Origin of the sequence: Kitasatospora sp. A2-31 (assembly GCF_022288725.1) — a bacterium.
Classification (GTDB): domain Bacteria; phylum Actinomycetota; class Actinomycetes; order Streptomycetales; family Streptomycetaceae; genus Kitasatospora.
Genome location: NZ_JAKNTA010000005.1, coordinates 660,591 through 686,457, shown reverse-complemented (window position 1 = coordinate 686,457; position 25,867 = coordinate 660,591). Strand labels below are relative to the sequence as shown.

General features: G+C 73.7%; 25 protein-coding genes, 1 tRNA gene and 1 riboswitch. Of the genes, 13 read left to right on the top strand and 13 right to left on the bottom strand.

Annotated features, from left to right (window positions below; genetic code table 11):
- Window positions 1-2: 2 nt before the first annotated feature.
- The 7 genes from hpnC to MCM47_RS17790 all read right to left on the bottom strand — a co-directional run bounded on the left by hpnC (window position 3) and on the right by MCM47_RS17790 (window position 6,746).
- Entirely contained in the window at window positions 3-932 is a 930-nt protein-coding gene (hpnC, locus tag MCM47_RS17820; RefSeq protein WP_374209150.1) for a squalene synthase HpnC, read from the bottom strand.
- Window positions 933-1,285: 353 nt separating this feature from the next.
- Window positions 1,286-2,095: an ABC transporter ATP-binding protein gene (locus MCM47_RS17815; RefSeq protein WP_238862602.1), complete on the bottom strand. Its 810-nt coding sequence runs from the start codon at window positions 2,093-2,095 to the stop codon at window positions 1,286-1,288.
- Complete coding sequence (locus tag MCM47_RS17810; RefSeq protein ID WP_238862601.1) at window positions 2,088-3,029, bottom strand: ABC transporter permease; 942 nt, start codon at window positions 3,027-3,029, stop codon at window positions 2,088-2,090. The genes MCM47_RS17815 and MCM47_RS17810 overlap by 8 nt, the downstream gene beginning before the upstream one ends.
- Before the next feature lie 184 nt (window positions 3,030-3,213).
- Entirely contained in the window at window positions 3,214-4,059 is an 846-nt protein-coding gene (locus tag MCM47_RS17805) for a glycosyltransferase family 2 protein (protein ID WP_238862673.1), read from the bottom strand.
- Between the two features lie 53 nt (window positions 4,060-4,112).
- Window positions 4,113-4,850, bottom strand: coding sequence for a CDP-alcohol phosphatidyltransferase family protein (locus MCM47_RS17800; protein ID WP_238862672.1), 738 nt, complete (start codon window positions 4,848-4,850; stop codon window positions 4,113-4,115).
- A gap of 91 nt (window positions 4,851-4,941) precedes the next feature.
- Entirely contained in the window at window positions 4,942-6,003 is a 1,062-nt protein-coding gene (locus MCM47_RS17795; protein WP_238862600.1) for an iron-containing alcohol dehydrogenase family protein, read from the bottom strand.
- Window positions 5,991-6,746: a sugar phosphate nucleotidyltransferase gene (locus tag MCM47_RS17790; RefSeq protein ID WP_238862599.1), complete on the bottom strand. Its 756-nt coding sequence runs from the start codon at window positions 6,744-6,746 to the stop codon at window positions 5,991-5,993. Before MCM47_RS17790 ends, MCM47_RS17795 begins: the two co-directional genes overlap by 13 nt.
- A gap of 529 nt (window positions 6,747-7,275) precedes the next feature.
- Between MCM47_RS17790 and idi the strand changes: the two genes are divergently transcribed.
- Window positions 7,276-7,932 (top strand): isopentenyl-diphosphate Delta-isomerase, encoded by a 657-nt coding sequence (idi, locus tag MCM47_RS17785; protein ID WP_238862598.1) that lies wholly within the window; start codon window positions 7,276-7,278, stop codon window positions 7,930-7,932.
- A 76-nt stretch (window positions 7,933-8,008) separates the two neighbouring features.
- Here idi and MCM47_RS17780 read toward each other — a convergent pair whose 3' ends face one another.
- On the bottom strand, window positions 8,009-8,515 hold the full coding sequence (locus tag MCM47_RS17780) for an ATP-binding protein (protein WP_374209149.1): 507 nt from the start codon (window positions 8,513-8,515) through the stop codon (window positions 8,009-8,011).
- Window positions 8,516-8,846: 331 nt separating this feature from the next.
- Between MCM47_RS17780 and MCM47_RS17775 the strand changes: the two genes are divergently transcribed.
- Together MCM47_RS17775 and MCM47_RS17770 are read left to right on the top strand one after the other, a co-directional pair.
- Window positions 8,847-8,931, top strand: a tRNA-Leu gene (locus MCM47_RS17775).
- Window positions 8,932-9,359: 428 nt separating this feature from the next.
- On the top strand, window positions 9,360-11,036 hold the full coding sequence (locus tag MCM47_RS17770; RefSeq protein ID WP_238862597.1) for an APC family permease: 1,677 nt from the start codon (window positions 9,360-9,362) through the stop codon (window positions 11,034-11,036).
- Between the two features lie 450 nt (window positions 11,037-11,486).
- Here the strand turns inward: MCM47_RS17770 and MCM47_RS17765 are convergent, their stop codons facing one another.
- Window positions 11,487-12,476 carry a class I SAM-dependent methyltransferase gene (locus tag MCM47_RS17765; protein WP_238862596.1) on the bottom strand — a complete coding sequence of 330 codons (990 nt, stop codon included), beginning with the start codon at window positions 12,474-12,476 and terminating at the stop codon, window positions 11,487-11,489.
- Window positions 12,477-12,962: 486 nt separating this feature from the next.
- Between MCM47_RS17765 and MCM47_RS17760 the strand changes: the two genes are divergently transcribed.
- Complete coding sequence (locus MCM47_RS17760; protein ID WP_238862595.1) at window positions 12,963-13,307, top strand: hypothetical protein; 345 nt, start codon at window positions 12,963-12,965, stop codon at window positions 13,305-13,307.
- Here MCM47_RS17760 and MCM47_RS17755 read toward each other — a convergent pair.
- Entirely contained in the window at window positions 13,283-14,743 is a 1,461-nt protein-coding gene (locus tag MCM47_RS17755; protein ID WP_238862594.1) for a glycine hydroxymethyltransferase, read from the bottom strand. The two genes, MCM47_RS17760 and MCM47_RS17755, sit on opposite strands and share 25 nt — an antisense overlap.
- Window positions 14,744-14,772: 29 nt before the next feature.
- Window positions 14,773-14,869: riboswitch (ZMP/ZTP riboswitch) on the bottom strand.
- A 307-nt stretch (window positions 14,870-15,176) separates the two neighbouring features.
- On the opposite strand from MCM47_RS17755, the gene MCM47_RS17750 reads away from it, so the two are divergent.
- The 3 genes from MCM47_RS17750 to MCM47_RS17740 all read left to right on the top strand — a co-directional run bounded on the left by MCM47_RS17750 (window position 15,177) and on the right by MCM47_RS17740 (window position 17,764).
- Complete coding sequence (locus MCM47_RS17750; protein WP_238862593.1) at window positions 15,177-15,740, top strand: EF-hand domain-containing protein; 564 nt, start codon at window positions 15,177-15,179, stop codon at window positions 15,738-15,740.
- A 233-nt stretch (window positions 15,741-15,973) separates the two neighbouring features.
- Window positions 15,974-17,038, top strand: a complete 1,065-nt coding sequence (locus MCM47_RS17745; protein ID WP_238862592.1) for a PhlD — start codon at window positions 15,974-15,976, stop codon at window positions 17,036-17,038.
- Window positions 17,039-17,266: 228 nt separating this feature from the next.
- Window positions 17,267-17,764: a flavoprotein gene (locus MCM47_RS17740; protein ID WP_238862591.1), complete on the top strand. Its 498-nt coding sequence runs from the start codon at window positions 17,267-17,269 to the stop codon at window positions 17,762-17,764.
- Window positions 17,765-17,820: 56 nt separating this feature from the next.
- Here MCM47_RS17740 and MCM47_RS17735 read toward each other — a convergent pair whose 3' ends face one another.
- Window positions 17,821-18,396 carry a TetR/AcrR family transcriptional regulator gene (locus MCM47_RS17735; RefSeq protein WP_238862590.1) on the bottom strand — a complete coding sequence of 192 codons (576 nt, stop codon included), beginning with the start codon at window positions 18,394-18,396 and terminating at the stop codon, window positions 17,821-17,823.
- Between the two features lie 109 nt (window positions 18,397-18,505).
- Entirely contained in the window at window positions 18,506-19,528 is a 1,023-nt protein-coding gene (locus tag MCM47_RS17730) for an EamA family transporter (RefSeq protein ID WP_308222353.1), read from the bottom strand.
- Window positions 19,529-19,753: 225 nt separating this feature from the next.
- Here MCM47_RS17730 and MCM47_RS17725 point away from each other — a divergent pair, with 225 nt between their 5' ends.
- The 6 genes from MCM47_RS17725 to MCM47_RS17700 all read left to right on the top strand — a co-directional run bounded on the left by MCM47_RS17725 (window position 19,754) and on the right by MCM47_RS17700 (window position 24,210).
- A complete protein-coding gene (locus MCM47_RS17725) occupies window positions 19,754-20,167 on the top strand; it encodes a gamma-glutamylcyclotransferase family protein (RefSeq protein ID WP_238862588.1) in 414 nt (137 codons plus the stop codon).
- Between the two features lie 183 nt (window positions 20,168-20,350).
- A complete protein-coding gene (cbiE, locus tag MCM47_RS17720) occupies window positions 20,351-21,604 on the top strand; it encodes a precorrin-6y C5,15-methyltransferase (decarboxylating) subunit CbiE (protein WP_238862587.1) in 1,254 nt (417 codons plus the stop codon).
- Window positions 21,601-22,362 (top strand): precorrin-4 C(11)-methyltransferase, encoded by a 762-nt coding sequence (cobM, locus tag MCM47_RS17715; protein WP_238862586.1) that lies wholly within the window; start codon window positions 21,601-21,603, stop codon window positions 22,360-22,362. The genes cbiE and cobM overlap by 4 nt, the downstream gene beginning before the upstream one ends.
- Window positions 22,362-23,126 carry a cobalt-precorrin-6A reductase gene (locus MCM47_RS17710; protein WP_238862670.1) on the top strand — a complete coding sequence of 255 codons (765 nt, stop codon included), beginning with the start codon at window positions 22,362-22,364 and terminating at the stop codon, window positions 23,124-23,126. The genes cobM and MCM47_RS17710 overlap by 1 nt, the downstream gene beginning before the upstream one ends.
- A 40-nt stretch (window positions 23,127-23,166) precedes the next feature.
- A complete protein-coding gene (locus MCM47_RS17705) occupies window positions 23,167-23,670 on the top strand; it encodes a DinB family protein (protein WP_238862585.1) in 504 nt (167 codons plus the stop codon).
- Between the two features lie 33 nt (window positions 23,671-23,703).
- The gene (locus MCM47_RS17700) at window positions 23,704-24,210 is read left to right on the top strand and encodes a protein phosphatase (protein WP_238862584.1); all 507 of its coding nucleotides are present in this window, start codon (window positions 23,704-23,706) and stop codon (window positions 24,208-24,210) included.
- 33 nt (window positions 24,211-24,243) lie between these two features.
- On the opposite strand, the gene MCM47_RS17695 is transcribed toward MCM47_RS17700, so the two are convergent.
- A complete protein-coding gene (locus MCM47_RS17695) occupies window positions 24,244-25,773 on the bottom strand; it encodes a UDP-N-acetylglucosamine 1-carboxyvinyltransferase (RefSeq protein WP_238862583.1) in 1,530 nt (509 codons plus the stop codon).
- Window positions 25,774-25,867 lie beyond the last annotated feature (94 nt).

The window sequence follows — 25,867 nt, the reverse complement described above, 5'->3', positions numbered from 1 at the left end:
GTTCACCTTCCCTTCGCGAAGATGGCCGCCGCCTTCGCTGCGAGGCGGCGCTTGTCCGGCTTCGCCTGCTGGGCGAGCACGTCGTACCCGGCGTCCTCGATGGCCGCCAGGGCCGCGTACCCCCCGGCGGTGAATCCCGCCAGGAGCAGTCGAAGCCTCCCCCGAACCGTACCTACCAACGGCGCGCCGCGGTCGAGCAGGGTGCGGGCCCGGTCGGCCTCGAAGGCGATCAGCTCGCGGACCGCGCCGCCGGCGGTCGGCGCGGCGAGCTCGGCCTCGGTGACGCCGAACCGGTCGAGGTCCTCGGCCGGCAGGTAGATCCGGCCGTGGGAGAGGTCCTCCGCGACGTCCTGGAGGTGTTCGACCACCTGGAGGGCGCTGCAGACGGCGTCCGAGAGCTCGATCCGCTCGGGGGTGGAGACGCCGGCGATGGCCAGGACGAGGCGGCCGACCGGGTCGGCGGAGAGCGTGCAGTAGCCGATCAGGTCGTCGTAGGTGGCGTAGCGGGTGGTGGTCTGGTCCACCCGGTTGGCCTCGATCAGCCGGCGGAACGGCTCCGGGGTCAGGCCGTGCCGGTCCACCACGGGGACGAGAGCCCGCAGCAGCGGGTGGCGGGGGGCCTCGGCGGCCGCGGGGTGCAGGGCGGACTCGAAGACCCGGTCGAGGTCCTGCTCCAGCCCGTCGAGCAGCGCGAGCCGGAAGGCGGTCTCCGCCGGAGTGGGCGGGCCGCTCTGGGCCGAAGGGGTGGCGGGGGGCCGTTCGGCGACCCCGAGCAGCCGGGCGGCGCCGGCCGGATCGGCGAGGTCGCCGTCGCCGGCGTCGTCCACCAGCCGGGCGAAGCCGTAGACGGCCATCAGGTCGCCCCGCCAGGCGGCGGGCAGGAAGAACGGGGCGACCGGGAAGTTCTCCGCGTTCGCCTTGTCCAGCGTCACCCCCGTCGAACGGTCCGCTGGCTCACTACTGGGCTGGGCCGAAGCCGACACTGCAGTCACTCCCCCGTTCTACACCGCTCCGCACGCCCGGCCCGAGTCGGACACGCGTCCGATACCGGGAGTCCCGTGCGACACACCACCCCCGCGCCTACAGCCTGACACCACCGGCCGCGCCGGAGAAGGGCGCCCCGCCCGGCGCACGGGGCGCTCACCCGGGCAGCGGCGGGCCACCCGGGCGACCACCGGCGGCGCCCGAACGCCCGCCTGGCGCCCCGGTCGGGCCCGGGAACGCCGCAGGGGCCGGTGACCGGGGGTGTCCCGGTCACCGGCCCCTGCATGCGGGCCGGGCGGCGCTACGGGCGCTCGCCGCGCTCGTACCGGCCGACGACCTCCTCGGTCGGGCCGTCCATGACCAGCTCGCCGGCCTCGATCCAGATGGTCCGCTCGCAGACCTCGCGGATCGAGGCGTTGTCGTGGCTGACCAGGAAGACCGTACCGGCGGACTTGCGCAGCTCGTCGATCCGGGCCTTGCTGCGCTGCTGGAACGACTGGTCGCCGGTGGCCAGCGCCTCGTCGATCAGCAGCACGTCGTGGGTCTTCGCCGCCGCGATGGAGAACCGCAGACGGGCGCCCATGCCGGAGGAGTAGGTGCGCATCGGCAGGGAGATGAAGTCGCCCTTGTCGTTGATGCCGGAGAAGTCGACGATCTCCTGGTAGCGCGCCCTCACCTGGGCCGGGGTCATCCCCATCGCCAGGCAGCCGAGCACCACGTTGCGCTCACCGGTGAGCTCGTTCATGAGCGCCGCGTTGACGCCCAGCAGCGAGGGCTGGCCGTTGGTGTAGATGGCGCCGCGCTCGGTCGGCAGCAGGCCCGCGATGGCCGCGAGCATGGTCGACTTGCCCGAGCCGTTGGAGCCGATCAGGCCGATCGCCTCACCCTTGTAGGCGGTGAAGCTGATCCCCTTGACCGCGTGCACCTCGCGCACGCCGGCGGCGCGCTTGCGGCTGATGATGCGGCTCATCGCGGAGGTGGCGCTGCCCTTGCCGGAACCGGCGCCGTGCACCTTGTAGACGATGTGCACGTCGTCGACCACCACGGTGGGCTCGCGCGCGACGTCGGCGTCCGGGACGCTCAGGCCCTTGCGCAGATCGGTGTCAGCCACGGCCGTACTCCTCCTCGGCCTTCCAGAAGAAGACGTATCCGATGACGAACATCCCGACCGCCCAGGCGATGCCGAACTTCCACTGGTGCGCCGGGAACTCCTGGTGCTGGGCGACGTGCTTGTTGTAGATGACGGGGGCCAGCGCGTGCCGGACCAGGTCCATGTAGACCGAGGCCGGGTTGAGCTGCATCACCTTCTGCCAGAACGGCGGCCAGCCGTTGATCTTGTCCTGGATGCTGAACATCACGCCGGACAGGAACATCCAGGCCCGCATCGCGAACGGAATCAGCTGGGAGATGTCGCTGGTCTTGGAGCCGATCCGGGCCATCACCAGGGCGATGCCGGTGTTGAACATCGACTGCAGGAGCAGCGCCGGCACCACCAGGACCCAGGTGCGGCCCGGCGCGATGCCGCTCGCCAGCACGACGCCGACCAGGACGACCATCGAGATCAGCAGCTGCTGGAGCTGGATCACGGTGAAGGCGATCGGCAGCGAGGCCCGGGGGAAGTGCAGGGCGCGGATCAGCCCGAGGTTGTCGGAGATCGCCCGGGTGCCGGACTGCACGGCGTTCTGGGTGAACTGGAAGACGAAGACGCCGATGCAGAGCCAGGCGGTGTAGGTGCCCTCGGGGAACCCGTCCTTGTTCTTCAGGATCACACCGAAGACGAGGTAGAAGACCGCGCAGTTCAGCAGCGGGGTCACGACCTGCCAGAGCTGGCCGAGCTTGGCGTCGGTGTACTGGGCCACCAGGCGGGCGGTGGCGAAGGCCCAGATGAAGTGCCGGCGGGCCCAGAGCTGCTTGGTGTAGGCGACCAGGCCGGGTCGTCTGCCACTGACCGCCAGGCCGTACTTGTCCGCAAGCTGCTTGGGGGTCAGGCCTGCGTCCGCCCCCCTCGGGGCTGAGAGGCTGACGGGTTCACTCACTGTCGACACATTCGTCCTTCGCGCGGGATCGGGTCGGGGCGGGCCGGTCGGCGGGGGTCCGCCGGCCTTTCGCCGATGGGGATCCACTCGGATCACGGGGGTTGCGGCCGGTGCTGGTCCACCGGCCGGTGCGATCGGCCTGCCCTGCGGCTCGCGACGCAGTGGCAGGCCGTCGCTTCGGTCGTCCGACGGATCAGACGACCGGCGGTCGGCCCAGCCTGGTCAGTTGCCAAACGGTACGCCATCGCATGGGCCGCCGCTCACCGCAGGGTTCGCGCCAGCCCGCCCGGAACCCGCCCCACCAGGCCTTCAGTGCCTCCCCGGAGGGGCGGCGGGCCAGCGTGAGCAGGAACCAGGTTCCCAAGTAGAGAGGCACCAACACGGCCGGAAGGTTCCGCCGGGCGAGCCAGACCCTGTTCCGGGCCACGTTGTGGAAGTACGCGGCGTGCCGGGCGGGCGAGGTCGCCGGGTGGTGGAGCACCACGTCGGCCCGGTAGTCGATGGCCCAGCCGGCGTCCGCCGCGCGCCACGCGAGGTCGGTCTCCTCGTGCGCGTAGAAGAACTCGGCGGGCAGCTGTCCGGCCTGCTCGAACACCGTGCAGCGCACCGCGCTCGCACCACCCAGGAAGGTGGTCACCCGGGACGAGCGCAGCGGGTCGCTCGCCCGCAGCCGGGGGACGTGCCGGCGCTGGGTGACGCCGGTCTCGGGATCGGCGATGCGGAAGCTGACGATGCCCAGCCGCGGGTCGGCCGTGAAGGCCTCGCGCAGCAGCCGGGCCGAGTCGGTGCCCGGCAGCAGGCCGTCGTCGTCCAGGAAGAGCACGGCGTCGACGTCCCGGCCGTCCTTGCCGAACAGCTCGATGCCGACGTTGCGCCCGCCCGGGATGCCGAGGTTCTCCGGCAGCTCGACGCTGCGCACGTCGGCGGGCAGGGGCGGCAGCGGGGCGCCGTTGGCGACCACGGCCAGCTCGATCCGCGGGCCCTCCTGGGCGCGGACCGAGGCGATCAGGGCGTTGAGCTCCTCCGGCCGGTTGCCCATGGTGATGATGACCGCGCCGAGCCGGAAGGTGTCGGCCCCGGTCTGCACGGCGCTCACCGCAGCCTGCTCGACAGGACGATGCTCAGCAGGTGGAGCACGGTCTGCAGCATGGCGATCGCGGCCAGGACGACCACCGCCAGCCGGGTGAAGAACAGCCCGCCGTGCACGGCGTCCGCGACGCCCGCGGCGAGGATGAACAGCGAGGCCTCGACCGCGCCCACCAGCCGGTGGAACTTGAGGACGGAGGCCGCCCGGCGGGCCTTGGCGACGCCGGCAGAGCGCGGCACCGAGGCGCTGTCCTCGACCGCGGTCATGCCGCTGCGGGCGCGGGCCACGTCCACCAGGTCCGTCTCGGACTTGATCAGGATCGCGCCGAGCGCGGCCAGGGTGCCGAGGAACGCCCACTCCCAGTGCGAGCCGCCGCCCTCGCGGTGCAGCAGGTCGGTGGCGCGCAGGCCGAGGCCGGTGAGCAGGGCCGCCTCGGACATGTAGTGGCCGACCCGGTCCAGGTAGACACCGGTGAGCGAGGTCTGCCGCCGCCAGCGGGCGACCTCGCCGTCGACGCAGTCGAGGAGCAGGTAGACCTGGATGAGCAGGGCGCCGAGGACGGCGCCGACGAGGCCCGGGACGACGAGTGCGGCACCGGCCAGGATGCCGGTGAACATCATCAGGTAGGTCAGGCCGTTGGGCGTGATCGCCGTCATGGTGGAGAGCACGCGGGTGATCCGCAGCGAGATCTTCCGCATGTAGAGGCGGCCGGCCCAGTGCTCCGCGCTGCGGCGCTGGAGCATGCCCTCCGGGTGGATCACCGCGCGCAGCTCCTCGACGGAGGGGCGGCGGGTGAGGTCCACCGGGGCCGGGGGAGAGCCCTTCGTGGCGGGGTCAGCTGTTGACGGCTTGGACATAGTCGGCGTACGCGTCCCTGATGGCTGAAGGGGAGAGGTCGAGGTGCTCGAGGATGGTGAAGCGGCCCGGACGGGTGTTCGGAGCGTAGTGCACCGCTTCGGTGAACTCCGCCTCGGTGAAGCCGATCTGAGCAGCGGTCACCGGCAGGCCGTGGCGCGCCAGGCGCTCCACGATCAGACCGGTCAGCTCGCGCTCGCCCCGCAGGAAGCTGGCGAAGGCGGCCCCGAGGCCGACCTGCTCGCCGTGCTGGGCGGACCGCTTGGGATACAGCACGTCCAGGGCATGCGAGATCTCGTGGCAGGCGCCCGAGGAGGGCCGGGTGCTGCCCGCGATGTTCATCGCGATGCCGGACAGTACCAGGGCTTCCGCGAGCGCAGTAAGGAGGTCCTGGTCCTGGAGGTCTCCTGGGTGGCGCAGCAGGTTCTCGCCGGCCGAGCGGGCCATCGCGACGGCCAGTCCGTCCACCGGTTCACCGGTCCGGGCCTGCGACAGCTCCCAGTCGGCGCAGGCCGAGATGTTGGAGATGACGTCGCCGATCCCGGCCGCCACGAAGCGCGGCGGGGCCTGCCGGATCACGTCCAGGTCCACCACGATCCCGATCGGGCTGGGCACCCCGTAGGAGCCCCGGCCGGCGTCGTTGTCGAGGGTGGAGACGGGCGAGCAGATGCCGTCGTGGGCGAGGTTGGTGGCGACCGCGACCAGCGGCAGCCCGACCCGGGCGGCGGCGTACTTGGCGGCGTCGATGATCTTGCCGCCACCGAGGCCGACGATCGCGTCGTAGTGCCCGCCGCGCATCGCCTCCGCCAGCCGGACCGCGCTGTCCAGGCTGCCGTCGTCCACGTTGTACCAGTCGGCACCGGGCAGGGCCGGCTCCAGCCGCGCGCGCAGCACCGCGCCCGAGCCGTTGCTGATCGCCACCGCGATCCGGCCCGAGGCGGAGAGCCGCTGGTCGGCGAGGATGCCGCCGAGCGCGTCCAGCGCGCCCGAGCGGATCTCCACGAAGACCGGCGACGGCACCAGCCGGGTCAGTACTGGCACGCGATCTCCCGCGCCTTGGCCAGGTCGTCGTGGTTGTCGACCTCGACCCAGGACACCTCACCGATCGGCTGCACGTCGATCCGCAGGCCGCGGTCGACCATCTCCTGGTAGCCGTCCTCGTAGTACAGCTGCGGGTCGCGCTCGTAGGTGGTGCGCAGCGCGTCGGTGAGGTCGGCGGCGGCGGCCGGGTTGATCACGGTGACGCCGATGTACTCGCCGGTGGCCTCGGCCGGGTCCATCAGCTTGGTGATGCGGCGCATGCCGGCGGCGGGGTCGACGACGACCTTCATCTCCTCGTCGGCGAGCTTCTTCACCGTGTCGAGGGCGAGCAGGATGCCGGGGGCGTCACCGCTCGCGGTGAGCCGGGCGTTGCCCTCCAGCATGGTCCGCTGGACGGAGGCCGGGTGGACGGTGTCGCCGTTGGCGAGCAGCAGGCCCTCGGTGAAGAGCTCCCGGGCGCACCAGAGGGAGTAGGCGTTGTTCCACTCCTCGGCCTTGTCGTTCTCCACCAGGGTGAGCTTGACGCCGTACTTCCGCTCCAGCGCCGCCTTGCGGTCGTACACCGCCTCCTTGCGGTAGCCGACGACGATCGCCGCCTCGCGCAGGCCGACCTCGGCGAAGTTGCCGAGGGTGAGGTCCAGGACGGTCCGCTCCCCGTCGACCGGCACCAGCGCCTTGGGCAGGGTGTCGGTGTACGGGCGCAGTCGGCGGCCGGCGCCGGCTGCCAGGACGAGGCCGATCATGCGGGGGTCTCCTGATCCGTCGTGCTCTGGTGATCCGTTGATCCGTCGTGTCCGCTGGTCCGTCGGTCCGTCCGGTCCGTGCGGTCCCTCGGTGGGTGCGCTGCCGCCGTCCACCCGTCGATGGGTGCGCTGCCGCCGGCGCGCGGGTGGCGCGCCGGTGCCGCCGGGGATGCGGGCACCGCGTCGTATGTGATGGTAGGCGACCGTGGCGACCAGCCCGAACGGGGCCGGGGCCCGGCGGACGCCGGGCCTCGGACGGGCGGCGGCCGCACCGGGCCGGGGCGGCGGGGGTTGTGGAGGAGGAGTGCCGCCGAGGTGTCGGTTTCGCCGTGCGTGCACCATCGGATCGAACGCCGGCCGAACGGGACCCGAACGGTTCTGCTAATCCGTTGCCCGTTCCGGGGACGGGATCGGACCGGGTTCGGTCATGATCGGCCCGGTTGTGCGTGGGACCCCTGTGCACCGCCACCCGTACGGCAGACTGGAGCACGACGCCACCGGTGCTCCCTTTGCCCCCGAAAGAGGCCTCATGCCCCAGAGTCTGCCGACCAGCCCGACGCACTTCACCTCCGAGATCGACACCGGTCTCGACGTGGAGACCGACGTGACGGCCGACCCGACTGCCGCGGCCGGGACGGGGGCCGCCGGGCCGGAGATCCTGCTGGAGCTCGTCGACGACGAGGGCGTGACCATCGGCACCGCGGAGAAGCTCTGGGCCCACCAGCAGCCGGGCCGGCTGCACCGGGCGTTCTCGGTGTTCCTCTTCGACCGCCAGGGCCGCCTGCTGCTGCAGCGCCGCGCGCTGGGCAAGTACCACTCCCCCGGCGTCTGGTCGAACACCTGCTGTGGCCACCCGTACCCCGACGAGCAGCCGTTCGTCGCCGCCGCCCGGCGCACCGCCGAGGAGCTGGGCGTCGCCCCGGCGCTGCTCTGCGAGGCGGGGACGGTCCGCTACGACCTGCCGGACGAGGCCTCGGGCCTGATCGAGCGGGAGTGGAACCACCTGTTCGTCGGGCTGGTCACCGCGCCGGTGCGGCCGAACCCGGAGGAGGTGGACGACTTCGCCTTCGTGACCGCGCAGGAGCTGCGCGAGCTGGAGGAGGAGCGGCCGTTCTCGGTCTGGTTCCGGACGGTCTTCGAGGCGGCGCTGCCCGGGATCCGCGAGATCGCCGGGCGCGACTGGTAGGCGCCCGAGCGGCGTCCGGCCACTTCGGCTCCGGTCCGGACGGTCGGCCTCGGGCGGTCACCCGGCTCTCGGGCGCTCACCCGGCCCCGGGCCGGTCCGCGTCCTGCCGGGGGATGGGCAGCGAGGCCCAGATGACCTTGCCGCCCTCCCCCGTGCGCTCGACGTCGCAGATCCCCCCGGCCTGCAGCGTCACGCTCTTCACCAGCAGCAGCCCCCGCCCACCGGTCCGCCCGGTGTCGCTCTCCAGCGCCTTCGGCCGGTACGGGTCGCCGTCCTCGACCGAGACCCGCACCCAGCCGCCCCGCACCGCCAGCTCGGTGGTCACCTCCGGGGAGAGCTCCGCGGCGTGGGTCACGGCGTTGCCGACCAGCTCGGAGACGATCAGCAGCACGTCGTCCACCAGCTCCTGGTAGCGCACCCCGGCCATCCCCTGGGCCAGCAGCCGGTCCCGCACCGCGTGCCTGGTCCGCGGCACGGAGGCCTCGGCGGCCGGCACCGCGAACCGCCACACCCCCTCGACCGGCCCGGTCCCGACCCGTCTCGGCCCGGCCTGCGCCGCCCCGCCGATCTGCTCCAGCTCCACGTCCAGCCGCCCTTCGTCCGCGACCCCGGGAATCAGGCGTTCCGCTCATGGCGCCCTCGGTCCACAGAGGCTAGGAGAGCCACCGGGGGGTCCGGGGCACCGTCGACAACTTGCCCGTGTCGGATCGCTCCCGACCGATTCCGATCGCTCCCCCCTCCCAACCCGACCGCTTCCCGCCCCCGAAACCACCGCTTCGCTCAGATCATCGACCCGTCCCGGCCACCTGCGCGATCCCCACCGGGGAAACGCAGGTGAGAAGCACTCCAGAACCCTGGTAATGTTCTCTCTGTCGCCGAGGGGGCGAGAGAAAAGCCCCCGAAGCACACACCCCGTCCGGGTGGCGGAATGGCAGACGCGCTAGCTTGAGGTGCTAGTGCCCTTTATCGGGCGTGGGGGTTCAAGTCCCCCCTCGGACACCGGCGATTCCCCGTGGGAACTCGAAAGAGATCCCACGGGGAATTTCTCTTTGCCGCCTGCTTGCCGCCCGCTTTGCCGGCCCGCTTTACCGCCTGCTTTCGCGGCTCCACGGTGGGGGAATGGCGGCGGGGCACTGCCTCCGCACCGCGATCCGTCCCGACCGCGGGCCCCGGCCTCGCCCCGGCCCTGCGACACGCGGCCGTGCGACACGCGGCCGTGCGCCGGGCGTACGCCGCTCTCCGCCCGGCCCCCGCACCGCCGCCCCCCGCGCCGTCACGCCCCGGACCTGCGGGCACCGAACTCCGATAGTCGGACACGAGATGGCAACGATCGAACGATCTGAGCTTCACCTGAGGCTTTCGCCCGATTTGGCACCATAGTCTGCTCTGCGTTTGCCCTGGCCCCGACGAGAGAGAGGACCGATTCGTTGAGCGCGCCCGATTCGACGACGGCATCGACGGCCTCCCATCAGAACTACCGACGTTCGCTCGGCACCATCAGCCTGACCGCGGTCGGGCTCGGCTCGATCATCGGGTCGGGCTGGCTGTTCGGAGCCGAGCGCGCGGCCAGACTGGCCGGCCCCGCGTCGATCGTCGCGTGGGTGATCGGGGCCGCGGTCGCGCTCACCATCGCGCTGACCTACAGCGAGCTCGGCTCGATGTTCCCCAAGGCCGGCGGGATGGTCCGGTACGGCCAGTACTCGCACGGGTCGCTGGCGGGGTACCTGGCCGCCTGGGCCAACTGGATCGCGATCGTCTCGGTGATCCCCGGCGAGGCGACCGCCTCGGTCCAGTACATGAGCTCCTGGGACTTCGGCTGGGCCAAGGGCCTGTTCGACGGGGAGGAGCTGTCCGTCAGCGGCGTGGCCCTGGCCAGTGTGCTGCTGGTCGGCTACTTCGCGCTGAACTGGTTCGCGATCACGCTGTTCGCCAAGACCAACACCGCGATCACCGTGTTCAAGGTCGTCGTGCCGACGCTGACGGCGGGCGCGCTGCTGCTCGCCCACTTCGACACCGCCCACTTCACCGACCACGGCGGCTTCGCGCCGAACGGCTGGAGCGCGGTCTTCACGGCGGTCGCCGTCTCCGGCATCGTCTGGGCCTTCAACGGCTTCCAGTCCCCATTGAACCTGGCCGCCGAGGCGCGCAACCCCGGCAAGTCGCTGCCCAAGGCCGTGATCGGCTCGATCCTGATCGCCCTGGTGATCTACGTCGCGCTGCAGGTCGCCTTCCTGGGTGCCATCCCGGCCGCGGACCTCTCCGGCGGCTGGGGCTCGCTCGGCTACACCTCCCCGCTGGCCGACCTCTCCATCGCCTGGGGCCTGAACTGGCTGGCGCTGCTGCTCTACGCGGACGCCTTCGTCTCCCCCAGCGGCACCGGCATGATCTACGCCGCCACCACCTCGCGCATGATCCACGGCGTGCAGGAGAACGGTCACCTGCCGGGCCTGTTCGGCCGGGTGGACCCGAAGACCGGCATCCCGCGCCCGGCCCTGCTGCTCAACCTGCTGATCGCCTTCCTCTTCCTCGCGGTCTTCCGCGGCTGGGGCTCGCTCGCCGAGATCGTCTCGGTGGCCACCGTGATCTCGTACATCACCGGCCCGGTCGCCGTCATGGCGCTGCGCCGGCTGGCCCCCGAGCTGCCGCGCCCGGTCCGCCTGCGCGCCATGCCGGTGATCGCCCCGGTCGCCATGGTCTTCGGCTCGCTGGTGCTCTACTGGGCCCGCTGGCCGCTGACCGGCAAGGTCATCCTGCTGATGGCGGCCGGCCTGCCCATCTGGGCCTGGTACGAGCTGCGCAAGCCCTTTGCCGAGCTGAAGCCGCACCTCAAGGCGGGCGCCTGGATGGTCGCCTACCTGTTCGTGATGGCCGCCGTCTCCTGGGCCGGCTCCGCCGACTTCGGCGGCCACGGCTACCTGCCGGAGGGCTGGGACCTGCTGATCGTCGCGGCGATCGGGCTGGCCTTCTACCAGTGGGGCGTCGCGAGCGCCTGGGCCAACCCGTCCCTCGCCGCCGTCAAGGCCGAACTCGCCGCCGAGGAAGCGGACGCCGACAGCATCGTCACCCGCCTGCCCCACCAGGCCGGCGAGACGTCGCACGTCTGAGCGGACTCCCGGTAGGGGGAGAGGGGTGTACCGGGCATCGAGCTCGGCACACCCCTCTCCCCTTTGCCGGGACGCATCCTCACCGGGCCGCGTGGCGACCCCTACGGCCGAACCGCCTGCCGCCCGTGTCGATGTCCCGGGAGGTGCGCAGGCCCGACAGGTCTTCGGAGCGCCGGTCGAGTCGGCCCGACCGGCGCTCCGGTGGTGGGAGGGGTGCCCTCGGCGCCGGGACGGTCGGGCGGCTGCGGGGTCGGCGGTACGGCCGGCGGGGACGCGACCGGCGGCGTGAGCCGGGGGCGGGAACGGCGGGAGCCGCGTGGCTCGGGCCCACGCGGCTCCCGGGCGCACCGCCGGTGAGGCGGGCGGCGGACGCGATCCGGCGATGCGGTGATGCGGTATGCCGTGATTCAGCGGATCACCGCGGCCGGAAGGGGTCGGGCGTCGAGGCGGTCAGCCGCGGCGGGCGCGGCGGATGGCGGAGGTGACCACGGGGGGCAGGAGGTCGCCGGCGACGCGCTTGGCGACGTTGACCGGGCGCCGGCGCTCGGCCGCGCGGGCGCGGCGGGCGTCGAGGTCGGCCGCGGCCGCGCGCTGCGCCCGCAGCTCCTCCTCCGCCGCCTGCTCGGCCTCGCGGCGGGCGGCCTCCGCGGCCAGCCGCTCGTGGTGGCGGGAGGGTCGGAACGGGGCGATCCGCAGCGGGTGGTTGCCGATGCGCACCAGGCGCCGGCCGTTCAGCAGCTCCACCGTGAGGTCGCAGTCCTCGGACAGGTCCACCCGGTCCAGCAGGTCGCGCTGGGCCGGCTCGGGGTCGCCCCAGGTGCCGTAGAACTTGCCCTCGGTCAGCACTATCGGCTTCAGGCCGTGGTTGAACACGGCCTCCCAGGTGGCGGCGGCGACGCCGGGCGTGTGCGCCGACCGGTAGTCGTCCAGGACCACCACGCCCTCGGGCTGCAGTGCCACCCGGGCCACCTGCAGGTCGCCCACCACGTGCTCGTACAGGTGCGAGGCGTCGATGTGGATGAAGCGGAAGGCGCCGGCCGGGATCCGGCCGCCGGCCAGGGTCGAGGTCGGCGCCTGGATGATCTCGGGTAGCGCGTCGTGGAAGGCGAGGTAGTTCTCCTCGAACGCGGACCTGGTCAGCGTCCTGCGGTAGGACATCTCCATCTCGGCGGCGTTCTCGTCGTCCGGGGCGTCCGAGTCGAACAGGTCACAGACGGTGAAAGTCTCGGACGGCTGCAGGTGGCTACCGATGACGATGGCGCTGCGGCCCAGGTAGGCGCCCATCTCCAGCAGGTCGCCGGTCACCCCGGCCTTCTCCTGCCGGGTGAGGAACCACTCGAACAGGTGGCGGTCGTGGTCCCAGAACCAGCCGGGGACGTCATCGAGCACGGCGGGCTCGGCGGGCCGGTGCTGCTCGGTGCGCAAGACGGCGTCTGTCACGAGGTAGCTCCTTACACGGTACGGACGACCGAGGGGACGGTCCCTGGACTCGGGACGGGGGGTCCCGGACCGCGAACGGTCTCCCACCCATCATCCGGAGGAGCCGGCGGACCGGCACGGCGAGAAACCGCCCGGACTCGCCACCGGCACCACCGCCGAAGGCCCGAGTGCGCTGCAATCTACCCTCAGGCGGCCGGAGTTGAGGAGCTTTTGCACAAGGAATCGGCCGCGACCCGTCAATCCGCCGGGAAGAGGCGAAGGGCGGCATGGAAACGAAGGGGCACGACGGGGAATTCGCACCCGTCGCCCGCCGACCGCCGTGCGTGGCGCCCCCGTAGACCGACGAGCCGCCCGCACAGGCGGCGGGAGCGGCTTCCGGCCGGGCGGGCCGCCGGATCCGGCTCGTGCGCACGCCTGCCCGGCCGTCCTCGACCGGTGTGACCGGCGGTGTCAGGGGAACCGCCGATCACACGGAAGGACCAACCGGTGCCGCAGCACACCGACCACCGGCGCACGGGCGACGGCGTCCCGTACGGGGAGCACGGCGACCGGTACATCGGCGGGCGCCGGCGCCCCTCGCTGGACACCGGCTCGATCACGGTGCCGGGTCCGGCCACCGAGCGGGCGCTGGCCACCGTCGCGGCCGGTGGCGCGGCCGACGTGGACGCCGCCGTCGGCCGCCCGCCGGGCCTCCGGGCCGGCACGGCCCGGAGGTGTTCCTGCAGGACGATTCCTGCGGTACGGAGGCGGTCGGGGCCGCCGGAGCTCGACGGGCCCGTGCCCTCGACCTCCGGCGGCGACCGGCGTCAGACCAGGTCGACGCCCGGGTAGAGCGGGAAGCCGGACAGCAGGTCGGCGGCGCGCTTGGCGACGCCCTCGCTCAGGGCGGCGTCCAGGGTGTACTGGGCCTTGGACGGGGCCCCCGCGGCGGTGGTGACCGGGGTGGTGCCGCGCAGGACGGTGTCGACCAGGGCGGCGACCTCGTCCATCTCCGCGGTACCGAGGCCGCGGGTCGTGAGCGCCGGCGTGCCGAACCGGACGCCGGAGGTGTACCAGGCGCCGTTCGGGTCCTGCGGGACGGAGTTGCGGTTGGTGACGATGCCGGAGTCCAGCAGCGCGGCCTCGGCCTGGCGGCCGGTCAGGCCGTAGCCGGTGACGTCGGCGAGCACGAGGTGGTTGTCGGTACCGCCGGTGACCAGCTTGCCACCGCGCCGCAGCAGGCCCTCGGCGAGCGCCCGGGCGTTGTCGACCACCTGCTGGGCGTAGGCGCGGAACTCCGGGCGGCGGGCCTCCGCGAAGGCGACGGCCTTGGCGGCCATCACGTGCGAGAGCGGGCCGCCGAGCACCAGCGGGCAGCCGCGGTCGACGTGCTCGGCCAGCTCGGCGGCACAGAGCACCATGCCGCCGCGCGGGCCGCGCAGGGACTTGTGGGTGGTCGTGGTGACGATCTGGGCGTGCGGCACCGGGTCGTGGTCGCCGGTGAGCACCTTGCCCGCGACCAGGCCGGCGAAGTGGGCCATGTCGACCATCAGGGTCGCGCCGACCTCGTCCGCGATCTCGCGCATCCGGCGGAAGTTGACCAGCCGCGGGTACGCCGAGAAGCCGGCCACCAGGATCAGCGGGCGGAACTCCCTGGCGGTGGCGCGCAGCGCGTCGTAGTCGATCAGGCCGGTGGCCGGGTCGGTGCCGTAGCTGCGCTGGTCGAACATCTTGCCCGAGATGTTGGGCCGGAAGCCGTGGGTGAGGTGGCCGCCGGTGTCCAGGGACATCCCGAGCATCCGCTGGTTGCCCAGCTCCCGGCGCAGCTCGGCCCAGTCCTGGTCGGTCAGGTCGTTGACGTTGCGCACCCGGGCGCGCTCCAGCGCCGGGCTCTCGACCCGCTGGGAGAGGACGGCCCAGAAGGCGGTCAGGTTGGCGTCGATGCCTGAGTGCGGCTGGACGTACGCGTGGTCGGCGCCGAAGAGGGCGCGGGCGTGCTCGGCGGCGATGGTCTCGACGGTGTCGACGTTGCGGCAGCCGGCGTAGAAGCGGCGGCCGGCGGTGCCCTCGGCGTACTTGTCGCTGAGCCAGTTGCCCATGGCCAGCAGGACGGCCGGGGAGGCGTAGTTCTCGCTGGCGATCAGCTTGAGCGAGGCACGCTGGTCCTCGATCTCCTGCCCGATGGCGGCGGCGATCCGCGGCTCGACCTCGCGGACGGTGTCCAGGGCGCTGCGGAAGGCGGTGTTGGCGACGGCACTCGCGGTGGTGTGGGGCTGCTGGGCGGCCAAGGCGGTCTCCTCGTGTCCTCGTGACGCGTTCGGACGGCCCAGGCGCTCGGCAACTTGACGTGGCGTTCCACGGAGCCGCTTCCCGATGGTCGATTCCATCCGTGCGCGCCAGTCGCGGCTCGCCCGGATCGTATCAACACACGAGCCACGGCGGCGGCGGTCTCAGAGTTCGGGACGTGCCGTCCCTCTTGCCGCCCCCTGTCGCCGCCCCGGCCGCGGCTGTCATCGCCCCCGTTCGCCGCTCGTGCCGGCCCGTGCCGCCCCGGCCGCGGCGTACTGCGGGGGCGCCCGCGACGTGCGGGGGCGAGCCGGGACGGGCAGGCGGGAGACGCCCGCCGGGCACGCGTTCCGCTCCCCCGCCGTTCGGCTGCGCGGCCCGCCCCGGAGGCACTAGCGTGCGAGCAGGAGTGATCACCAACCCGAGGGGCCACCTGTGTCGGACGACCTGCTCATGGCGAAGATCCACCACGGCTTCGACCACCTCGACGCCGACGGCGACGGGCTGCTGACCGAGCGGGACCACGTGCTGATGGGCCACTCGGTGGCACGGTCGCTCGGACACCCGGAGGGCTCCGAGGCCGAGGCCTGGATCGTCCGCGCCTACCTGACGATCTGGCACGACCTACACCTGGCCCACCTGCCCGCCGACACCCAGGCGATCACCCGCGAGCAGTTCGTGGCCTCGACCAGGTCGCTCGCCGACGACCCGGAGGCCGCACAGGCCAGCCTGGGCGCGCTGGCCGGGGCCTTCCTCGCCGTCGCCGACACCGGCAAGAGCGGGACGGTCGACGCGGGCGAGTTCTTCGTCTTCCAGCGCGGCCACTTCGCCGGGCTCTCCCGCGACGACGCCGACGAGGCCTTCCGGCGGCTCGACCGCGACGGCGACGGCCGGCTCTCCGCCGCCGAGTTCACCAGCGCCATCATCGAGTTCTGGACCAGCCGCGACCCCGACGCCCCCGGCAACTGGTGGACCGGCCGGCCTCCGTTCGAGCGGTAGGGGCCGGCGGCGGGATCTCCCCGGAACCCCCGTCCCGGGATGCGGGACCGGCGCCCTCGCCCGGTCGGGGCGGGCGGGACGGGCGGGTAGCGTGGGAGCGTCTGTGTCCGGGCGGGGACAGCCGAGGACGGCACGGTGCGAGGCGGCGCACCGGCACGCGTCCGGCCGCCGCACCGGCACCGGCTGCCGTGTCCGACCGGGCGCGGCACCGACCGCCTCGAGGACTGCGTGCCATGCCTACCACCGCCTACCTCAGCCGTCCCGCCCTGGTCGTCGGCCCGTACGTCGTCCGGGCCGAGCGGATCCGGGACGACATCCTCGCCCGCAACCCCGGCTACTCGGCGCGCCAGGCGCAGACCGTCCGGATGGCCCTGGGCAATCTGCCCGGCACCAGGCGGTACTTCCAGCCGTACGAGGTGGTCACCTCCCCCGACCGCACCGCCGCCGAACGCAAGACCACCGTGATGGCCGACCTGCTGGCCGCCGCCGAGCGAGCCGGGGCCGCGGCGATGGCGGACGCCGGGGTGGCGGCCGACGACGTCGACTGCGTGATCGTCACCAGTGCCACCGGGGACGGCGTGCCGGGCCTGGACGTCGAGTTGCAGCAGCGGCTCGGGCTACGCCCCGACATCAGCCGCCGGCCGCTCACCCAGCTGGCCTGCGCGGGCGGTGCGCACGTGCTGATCATGGCCGAGGAGTACCTGGCCCGGCACCCCGGGGCGGTCGTCCTGGTGGTCGCCGCAGAGTCGCTCTCCTCGCTCTACCAGGACAGCCAGACCTCGATCGAGGACCAGATCTACAAGGCGCTCTGGGGCGACGCGGTGGCAGCGGCCGTCGTCACCGGGGAGCAGCGCACGCCCGGGCTCCGCCTCGACCACACCTTCGAGTACACCATCCCGGGGACCACCGACCGGTACCGGAAGCTGACCGACGGGCGCGGCGACCACTTCGCCTCCACCCGTGCCTCGCTGCGCTCCGTCAGCGACCTGGGCCCGGCGCTGCTCGCCTGGCTGGACGAGCACGGCGGCCGGGAGCTGGACTTCGGCGTGCTGCACCCGGGCGGCCCCGCGATCCTCGACCGGCTCGGCGCCCTGCTCGGCCTCGACGGGGAGTTCCTGCGCCACTCCAAGGGGGTGCTCGCCGAGGAGGGCAACCTGGGCGGCGTGACGATCTTCTCCGTCCTCGCGCGCACCCACGCCGCGCCCCCGGCGGACGGGGCGCGCGGGCTGGTCCTCGGCCTCGGGCCGGGCGTCGCGCTGAGCGCCCTGCTGGTCGGCTGGGCCGCTCCGGCCGTCTGAGCGCGGCAGCCCGCGTCCGCGGGCGGGCGGATCGCGGGGGCTCCGGTCGGGGTCCTGCCGGCAGGGCCTTGGGCGGGCCGGCCGGGACCGGGATGATGGGCCCGACCGCGATCCGCCGGCGCAGCCGTCGGCCGGGAACCGGCACCACCATCCGCGGACACCAATGCCGTCACCAATGCCGTCACCACCGCCGTCACCACCGCCGTCACCACCCCGGGGAGCCCCTCCGTGCCCTTCCTCTACGTCGTCGTCTGCGCCTCGGGCCGCGCGCCCGAGGCGCCAGCGCTGATCGCCGCCGCCCAGGCCGAGGGCTGGGAGGTCGGCGCCGTCGCCACGCCCGACGCACTCGCCCTCGTCGACGGGGCCGCGCTCGCCGAGCTGACCGGGTATCCGGTGCGCTCGGCCTGGCGCAGGCCGGGCGAGCCGAAGCCGCTGCCGCCGCCGGACGCGATAGCGGTGGCGCCCGCGACGTTCAACACCGTCAACAAGTGGGCCGCCGGGATCTCGGACACGCTGGCCCTCGGCATCCTCTGCGAGGCGTTCGGGCTGGGCGTACCGACGGCCGTGCGCCCCGTTCTCAGCCCGGCCCAGGCCGCCCACCCCGCGTACGCGGACAGCCTGGCGCGGCTGCGGTCGATGGGCGTGCTGGTGAGCGAGGACGGCGCCCTCACCGAGGTGCTGGGCCTGCTGCGGCCGGTCCTGGCGGCGTCCCGGGAGAGGCCCTAGAGCCCCGGCCCGGTGCCCGGGCGCCGGAGGCCCGGGCGCCGGAGGCCCGGGCGGGCTCAGGCCGCCGGGACGATCCGCTCGACCAGCGAGTCGATCAGCTGACCGAGCCCGTCCGTGCCCAGCACCTCGGGCAGCGTGAGGTGTTCGAGGATCAGACCGGTCATCGCCAGGTAGAGGGCGACGACGGTCCCGCGGTCGCCCGGCAGGCCCTCGGCCAGGTGGTAGGCGATGTTGGCCTCCAGCTCGTCCCGGATCGTGCCGGTGAGGGCGGCGCTCAGCCCGGGCCGGCGGGTGGCCTCCAGGCGCAGCTCCAGCATGGCCAGGTAGCCGGCCCGGTCGGCGGTGATCCGGCGCATCAGATCGTGCATCAGGGCGGTCACCAGGGCGCGGTCTCGCGGGGCCTTCAGCAGTTCGGCGATGACGGCCGGGTCCGGGACGAGGCGGTGGTGGATCTGCCGGGCCGTGTGGTCGAGCAGGTCGTCGCGGTTGGCGAAGTAGTTGGACGCCGTGCCGGTCGGGACGCCGGCCTGGACGTCGACCGCGCGGAAGGTGAGGCCCCGGGCGCCCTCGCGGGCCAGGACGTCGATGGCGGCATCGGTGAGGGCGGCACGGCGGGCGGGGTTCTTGGCCACGGCGCGGATTCTCCTTCAGGAGGACACGGAACAACCACTCCAGGCAGAGCACTCTATCTGCAGTGGTTGATTGCGGGGCGCCGTGCCCACCGGGCGGCCCGCCCGGCCCTCAGCCGCCGGAAGGCCGCCGCCACGGACGCCGCCACGGCGCCCGGCCCGACGTCCGCGGCGCCCGGCTGACACTGACCACCAGACAGACGCCCACGACCACGATCGCCCCGCCCGCCAGCGTGGGGCCGGTCAGCGGCTCAGCCAGGACCAGCCAGCCCAGTGCGACCGCCACCACCGGGTTCACGTACGCGTAGGTGGCCACCAGGGTCAGCGGCGCGGACTGCAGCAGCCAGGCGTACGCGGTGAACGCGACCAGCGAGCCGACCAGCACCAGGTAGCCGAGCGCGAGCCAGGAGCGCGTGGAGAAGGCGGCCGGGTCGAGTCCGTGCTGCTCACCGCGCGCCAGTCCGATCAGCACGTTGCCGAGCCCACCCACGAGCATCTGGTAGGCGCTCGCCGCGAAGACGTTGCCCGGCATCGGGAGCCGCTTGGCGACGAACGAGCCGGCCGCCCAGGTCAGGGTGCCGCCGATGACCGCGACCACGCCGACCGGCGCGATGTCCCCGCCGATCGCGGGCGCGGAGAGCACCGCCAGGCCGACCAGCCCGAGCAGCACCCCGGTCAGCTCGGCCGGCTTCGGCCGGTTCCCGGCCGCCGCCGTCAGCAGCACCGTCCAGAGCGGGACCGCCGCGACCAGCAGCGCGGCCAGCCCGGAGGAGACGTAGTTCTCGCCGAGCACCACCAGCCCGTTGCCGCCGGTGAGCAGCAGCACGCCGACCAGCGCCGACGAACCCAGCTGCCGGGCGTTCACCCGGAGTGCGGCCGTGCCGTCCCGGACCAGGAGGACGCCGGCCAGCACCAGCCCGGCCAGCACGAAACGCGCCCCGGCGGAGAGGAAGCCGGGCATCGTCTCCAGCGCGATGCGGATCGCCAGGTACGTCGACCCCCAGACCACGTACACCACGGCGAGCGCCGCCCAGACCGCCCCGCCCAGCCGGACCGGCCCGCCCGCCACTGCCCCGGCCTTCCCCGAAACGGCGTCGACGGGGGTGCCCGAAGGGCGCGAAACGGGAGCTGTCATGGGTGTCCCCCTCGGACGGTGCTGGCGGTCACCCGTCATGACAGCGCATCAGCGCCGCGAGCGCCAGTGGGTATCACCAGATGATCCGACCGGTCGGTCCGACAGCACGGCGCGGCGGGCGTACCGTGGGGCCCCGCCCCCGCTCCCCCCCCCGTTCCCGCCCCCGCCACGACTCCGGCTACGACTCCCTCCCGCTCCCGACCGGCCATCGGAGGTCCGCGTCCCGTGACCGCCCTGCCCTTCTTCGTCTACGGCACGCTGCGCACCGGCGGCGCCAACCAGGCCGTCCACCTCGCCGGGCGGTGCGCCGACGTGCGGCCGGCCGTGCTGGAGGGTGCGGTGCTGCACGCAGGGCCCGGCTACCCGTACGCGGTGCCGGACCCCGACCCGGAGCAGCGGATCACCGGGGAGCTGGTGGCGATCCGCCCCGGTGCGTACGCCGCCGCGCTCACGGCGCTCGACCGGCTGGAGGACTGCCGGGCCGACGGGACCGGCGAGTACGTGCGACGCCGGCTGCCCGTCCGGCTGCCCGACGGGCGGACCGCGGACGCCTGGGTCTACCTGGCCGGCCCGGCGGTCGCCGCCCGGTTGCGGCTCCGCCCGGCGCCGGTCGCCTCCGGGGACTGGTTCCGGCGCTGACGGCCCGCCGGGTGGCACACCGGGCCCGGCGAGCGGCGGTCCGGCGAGCGGCGGTCCGGCGAGCGGCGGTCCGGAGAGCGGCGGCCCCGGGCCGGCGGACGCACGCACCCTGACCCGCCCGCGGCCGTCCACCGCCAGGTAGGCTGCCCCGGCCACCTTCGCCGACCCCCGAGGAGCCTCCCGGTGCCCGAGCTGCCCCCGCCGATCTCCGTCGTCGGGATCGGGGCCGACGGCTGGCCCGGCCTCGCCGGTACCTCGCGCGCCACCCTGCGCGCCGCCGAGGTGGTGATCGGCGGCCCGCGGCAGCTCGCGCTGCTCCCCGAGGACGAGGTGACCGCCGCCCGGGTGCCGTGGCCGTCCCCGCTGCGCCCGGCCGTGCCGGGACTGCTCGCCGAGCACGCCGGCCGCCGCGTCGCCGTACTGGCCAGCGGCGACCCGATGTTCCACGGCATCGGCCGCACCCTCGCCGAGACGGTCGGCGCCGACCGGCTGCGCATCCTGCCGCACCCGTCCTCCGTCTCCTACGCCTGCGCCCGGCTCGGCTGGCCGCTGGAGGCCACCGAGGTGGTCAGCCTGGTCGGCCGGCCGCTGGAGACCCTCGCGCTCGCCCTGCACCCCGGGCGCCGGCTGCTCGTCCTCAGCGCCGACGCCGGCACCCCCGCCGCCGTCGCCGCCCTGCTCACCGCCCGGGGCCACGGCGCCGCCCGGCTCCGGGTGCTGGAGCAGCTCGGCGGGCCCGGCGAGCGGCAGTCGGAGGGTCCGGCGGACGGCTGGCCGCACCCGCCGGGCGACCCGCTCAACGTCGTCGCGGTCGAGCTGCCCGCCGACGGCCCCCGCGGCTCGCTCGTGCCCGGCCTGCCCGACGCCGCGTACGAGAGCGACGGCCAGCTGACCAAGCGCCACGTCCGCGCCGCCACCCTCGCCACGCTCGCCCCCGCACCCGGCGAACTGCTCTGGGACGTCGGCGGCGGCTCCGGCTCGATCGCGATCGAGTGGCTGCGCGCCCACCGCGACAACCGGGCCGTCAGCGTCGAGCGGGACCGCTCCCGGGCCGAGCGGATCGTCCGCAACGCGGCCGCGCTCGGCGTGCCCCGGCTGCAGGTGGTGACCGGCTCAGCGCCGGCCGCACTGGACGGACTCCCCGCCCCCGACGCGGTCTTCGTCGGCGGCGGCCTCACCGCGCCCGGCCTGCTGGAGGCCTGCTGGGCCGCGCTGCCGGCGGGCGGCCGGCTGGTCGCCAACACCGTGACGCTGGAGTCCGAGGCCCTGCTCACCGAGTGGTACCGCCGCCACGGCGGCGAGCTGCTGCGGATCGCCACCGCGCACGCCGTCCCGGTGGGCGGCTTCACCGGCTGGCGGCAGGCGATGCCGGTCACCCAGTGGTCCGCCGTCAAGCCCCACGACCCTCAGCACGACCTCCAGGAGAACGCCTCGTGACCGTCTACTTCATCGGAGCCGGCCCGGGCGCCGCCGACCTGATCACCCTGCGCGGCGCGCGGCTGCTGGCCCGCGCCGAAGTCTGCCTCTACGCGGGCAGCCTGGTGCCGCGCGAGCTGCTGGACGAGTGCCCGCCGGACGCCCGGCTGGTCGACACCGCCAACCTGGACCTGGACGCCATCACCGCCGAGCTGGTCGCCGCCCACCGCGACGGCAAGGACGTGGCCCGGCTGCACTCCGGCGACCCGTCGGTCTTCAGCGCCGTCGCCGAGCAGATGCGCCGGCTCGACGCGGCCGGCGTCCCCTACGAGGTCGTCCCCGGCGTGCCCGCGTTCGCCGCGGCCGCGGCCGCGCTCAAGCGCGAACTGACCGTGCCGACCGTCGGCCAGACCGTCATCCTCACCCGGATCGCCAAGCGCGCCACCCCGATGCCGGAGGGCGAGGACCTCGCCACCCTCGGTCGCAGCGGCGCCCTGCTGGTGCTGCACCTGGCCGCCGGCTACGTGGACGACGTGGTCGAGCAGCTGCTGCCGCACTACGGCGTCGAGTGCCCGGCCGCCGTGGTCGCGATGGCGAGCCGGCCCGACGAGCTGGTGCTGCGCGGCACGCTCGCCGACATCGCCGGGCAGGTGAAGGAGGCGGGTATCGTCCGTACCGCCGTGATCATCGTCGGCAGGACGCTCGCCGCCGAGCAGTTCCGCGACAGCCACCTCTACTCCGCGGACCGCGAGCGGCCGCACGAGCCCTGCGGGGCGTGATGGCGCGACACCTGCTGATCCTCGGCGGGACGACCGAGGCGCGGGCGCTGGCCGCCGCGCTGGCCGGATCGCCGCTGCGGGTCACCAGCTCCCTCGCCGGGCGGGTCGCCGAACCCCGGCTGCCCGCCGGCGAGGTCCGGATCGGCGGCTTCGGCGGGGCGGACGGGCTGGCGGCCTGGCTGCGCGCCGAGCGGGCGGACGCCGTCGTGGACGCCACCCATCCGTTCGCCGCGGCCATCTCCGGCAACGCCGCACTGGCCGCCGCGGCGACCGGCGTGCCGCTGCTGGCACTGCGCCGTCCGGGCTGGACCGCGGTGGACGGCGACAAATGGCACCCCGTGGCCGACCTGGACGCGGCCGCCGCCGCGCTGCCGGCGCTCGGCCGGCGGGTCTTCCTCACCACCGGCCGGCAGGGCATCGGTGCCTTCGCCCACCTGGACGGCCTGCACTTCCTGGCCCGCTCGGTCGACCCGCCCGAACCGCCGATGCCCACCGCCCTGGACGTCCTGCTGGACCGCGGCCCGTTCACCCTCGACGGCGAGCGGGCGTTGCTGCGCGAGCACCGGATCGACGTCCTGGTCACCAAGGACAGCGGCGGCGCCGCGACCGCGCCCAAGCTCACCGCCGCCCGCGAACTCGGCCTTCCCGTCGTGGTCGTGCAGCGCCCGGCCGCACCGGCCGGCGTCCCGGTCGCCGAGTCCGTCCCGGCGGCGCTGGCCTGGCTGAGTCGCCGGCTCGACGGGCCGGGCGGCGACGTGCGGTAGTCACGTGCCGGTTCCCGTCCCGGTCTGCCACGATGCTCCGATGAGCGACTTTCCCCGCACCCGGACCGAGCAGACCGCCGACGAACGGGCCACCCTGGCCAGCTTCCTGGACTTCCAGCGGGACACCCTCGCCATGAAGTGCGCCGGGCTGACCACCGAGCAGCTCCGGGCGCGGGTGCTGGCGCCGTCCGAGCTCTCGCTGCTCGGGCTGGTCCGCCACCTCGCCGAGGTCGAGCGCGGCTGGTTCCGCAACACCTTCAACGGCGAGGGACGGCCGGGCTTCTGGAAGCACCCGGACGGCAGCTTCGCCGAGTTCGACGTCGACACGGCCGATCCGCAGGAGGCGTTCGCCGTCTGGCGCGGCGAGTGCGACCACGCCCGGGAACTCGTCGCCGCCGCTGAGTCGTTGGACGCCCTCGGACACCACGGCGAGGAGGCCTTCTCGCTGCGCTGGATCCTCACCCACATGATCGAGGAGTACGCCCGCCACAACGGCCACGCCGACCTGCTGCGCGAACACCTCGACGGCGAGACGGGCGAGTAGCCCCGGCCGGCCTGAACGAGCGACGGAGAAGAGATGCCGACCCGCCAGAAGGATCACGACGCCCCCGGGCCCCCGGAGCGGTGGAGCGAGATCACGCCCGGGCTCTGGATGGGCGGGCACTTCGTCACCCCACCCCGCCGCCCGCTCGAACCGGTTGTCGTGGAGCGGGAGTTCGACCTGGTGGTCAGCCTGTTCACCCGGGCCGGGCACGGACCGGCGCCGGGGGTGGAGCACCTGGTCCGCGAAGTGCCGGACGGGCCGCTCTCCGCCGGGCAACTGCTGGCCGTCGGGGAGGCGGCGGCGTACACCGCGGAGGCGGTCCGGCAGGGGCGGCGCGTCCTGGTGCGGTGCCACTCCGGCTGCAACCGCTCCGGCCTGGTGGTCGCCCAGGCGCTGGTCGAGCTCGGCCACCAGGCCGAGCGGGCGGTGGAGCTGGTCCGCGAGCGGCGTTCGCCGTGGGCGCTGAACAACCGGCTGTTCGTGGAGTACCTGGCGGCCGGACTGAGCACAGCTGCGCTGCTGGCCGACCTCGATGGCTGAGGCCGGCCGGCGGCGAAGGGATTCGAGTGACCGTCAGATGTCGCGGAAGGTCTCGATCTGGGCGCCGATCGAGTTGAGGCGCTCGGCGAGGTCCTCGTAGCCGCGGTTGATGACGTACACGTTGCGCAGCACCGAGGTGCCCTTGGCGGCGAGCATCGCGAGCAGGATGACCACGGCCGGGCGCAGTGCCGGGGGGCAGACCATCTCGGCGGCGCGCCAGCGGGTCGGGCCCTGGATCAGGACGCGGTGCGGGTCGAGCAGCTTGATGTCCGCGCCGAGCCGGGTGAGTTCGGTGAGGTAGATGGCGCGGTTGTCGTAGACCCAGTCGTGGATCATCGTGGTGCCGTGGGCGGCGGCCGCGATCGCGGCGAAGAACGGCACGTTGTCGATGTTGATGCCCGGGAAGGGCATCGGGTGGATGGTGTCGATCGGTGCGGTCAGCTTGGACGGGCGCACGGTGAGGTCGACCAGCCGGGTGTGGCCGTTGTGGGCGCGGTACTCCGAGGTCCGGTCGTAGTCGAGGCCCATGCCCTCCAGCACGGCCAGCTCGATCTCCAGGAACTCGATCGGCACCCGGCGGATGGTCAGCTCGGAGGAGGTGACGACGGCGGCGGCGAGCAGGCTCATCGCCTCCACCGGGTCCTCGGCCGGGGTGTAGTCGACGTCGCAGGTGATCTCGGGCACGCCGTGCACGGTGAGGGTGGTGGTACCGATGCCCTCGATCCTGACGCCCAGCCGCTCCAGGAAGAAGCAGAGGTCCTGGACCATGTAGTTGGGGCTGGCGTTGCGGATGACGCTGACACCGTCGTGCCGGGCGGCGGCGAGCAGGGCGTTCTCGGTCACGGTGTCGCCGCGCTCGGTCAGCACGATCGGCCGGTCCATCGGGGCGCCGGGCTCGACCGAGGCGTGGTAGGCACCGCTGGTGGTGGCGACCTCCAGGCCGAACCGGCGCAGCGCGGTGAGGTGGGGCTGGACGGTCCGGGTGCCGAGGTCGCAGCCGCCGGCGTACGGGATGGCGAACTTGTCGGCGCGGTGCATCAGCGGGCCGAGGAACATCAGCACGCTGCGGGTGCGGCGGGCGGCCTCGACGTCCATCGCCGCGAGGTCGAGCTCGGCGGGCGGGGTGAGTTCGAGGTCGCGGCCGTCGTTGGTCCAACGGCTCTTGACGCCGATGCTGGTGAGCACCTCGAGGATGCGGTAGACCTCTTCGATCCGGGCGACCTGCCGGATGGTGGTGCGGCCGGTGGTCAGCAGCGAGGCGCAGAGGATCGCCACGCACGCGTTCTTGCTGCTGCGGACGTCGATCGCGCCGGAGAGCCGGGTGCCGCCGGCGACCCGCAGGTGCATCGGACCGGCGTAGCCGAGCGAGACGATCTCACTGTCCAGCGCTTCGCCGATGCGCGCGATCATCTCAAGGCTGACGTTCTGCTTGCCCTGCTCGATGCGGTTGACCGCGCTCTGGCTGGTGCCGAGGGCCTCGCCGAGCTGGGCCTGGGACCAACCACGGTGCTGACGCGCGGTACGGATGAGGGTGCCGATACGGGTGAGGTAGTCGCCTGTCACCCGGCAGACCATATCTCATGGCTGAGATAGCACCAGAATCAAAGGTGGGCGCGGCGCCGCATTTGTCCGTTTCTCACCCCGTATGGACGTCAGA

Excerpts from the sequence above, each read along its gene's own strand:
- MCM47_RS17710 (WP_238862670.1), top strand. The coding sequence starts at position 22,362 with ATGGCGCGACACCTGCTGATCCTCGGCGGGACGACCGAGGCGCGGGCG.
- MCM47_RS17745 (WP_238862592.1), top strand. The coding sequence starts at position 15,974 with ATGCCTACCACCGCCTACCTCAGCCGTCCCGCCCTGGTCGTCGGCCCG.
- MCM47_RS17790 (WP_238862599.1), bottom strand. The coding sequence starts at position 6,746 with ATGATCGGCCTCGTCCTGGCAGCCGGCGCCGGCCGCCGACTGCGCCCG.
- MCM47_RS17705 (WP_238862585.1), top strand. The coding sequence starts at position 23,167 with ATGAGCGACTTTCCCCGCACCCGGACCGAGCAGACCGCCGACGAACGG.
- MCM47_RS17805 (WP_238862673.1), bottom strand. The coding sequence starts at position 4,059 with ATGGGCAACCGGCCGGAGGAGCTCAACGCCCTGATCGCCTCGGTCCGC.
- MCM47_RS17800 (WP_238862672.1), bottom strand. The coding sequence starts at position 4,850 with ATGCTCCAGCGCCGCAGCGCGGAGCACTGGGCCGGCCGCCTCTACATG.
- MCM47_RS17730 (WP_308222353.1), bottom strand. The coding sequence starts at position 19,528 with ATGACAGCTCCCGTTTCGCGCCCTTCGGGCACCCCCGTCGACGCCGTT.
- MCM47_RS17700 (WP_238862584.1), top strand. The coding sequence starts at position 23,704 with ATGCCGACCCGCCAGAAGGATCACGACGCCCCCGGGCCCCCGGAGCGG.
- idi (WP_238862598.1), top strand. The coding sequence starts at position 7,276 with ATGCCCCAGAGTCTGCCGACCAGCCCGACGCACTTCACCTCCGAGATC.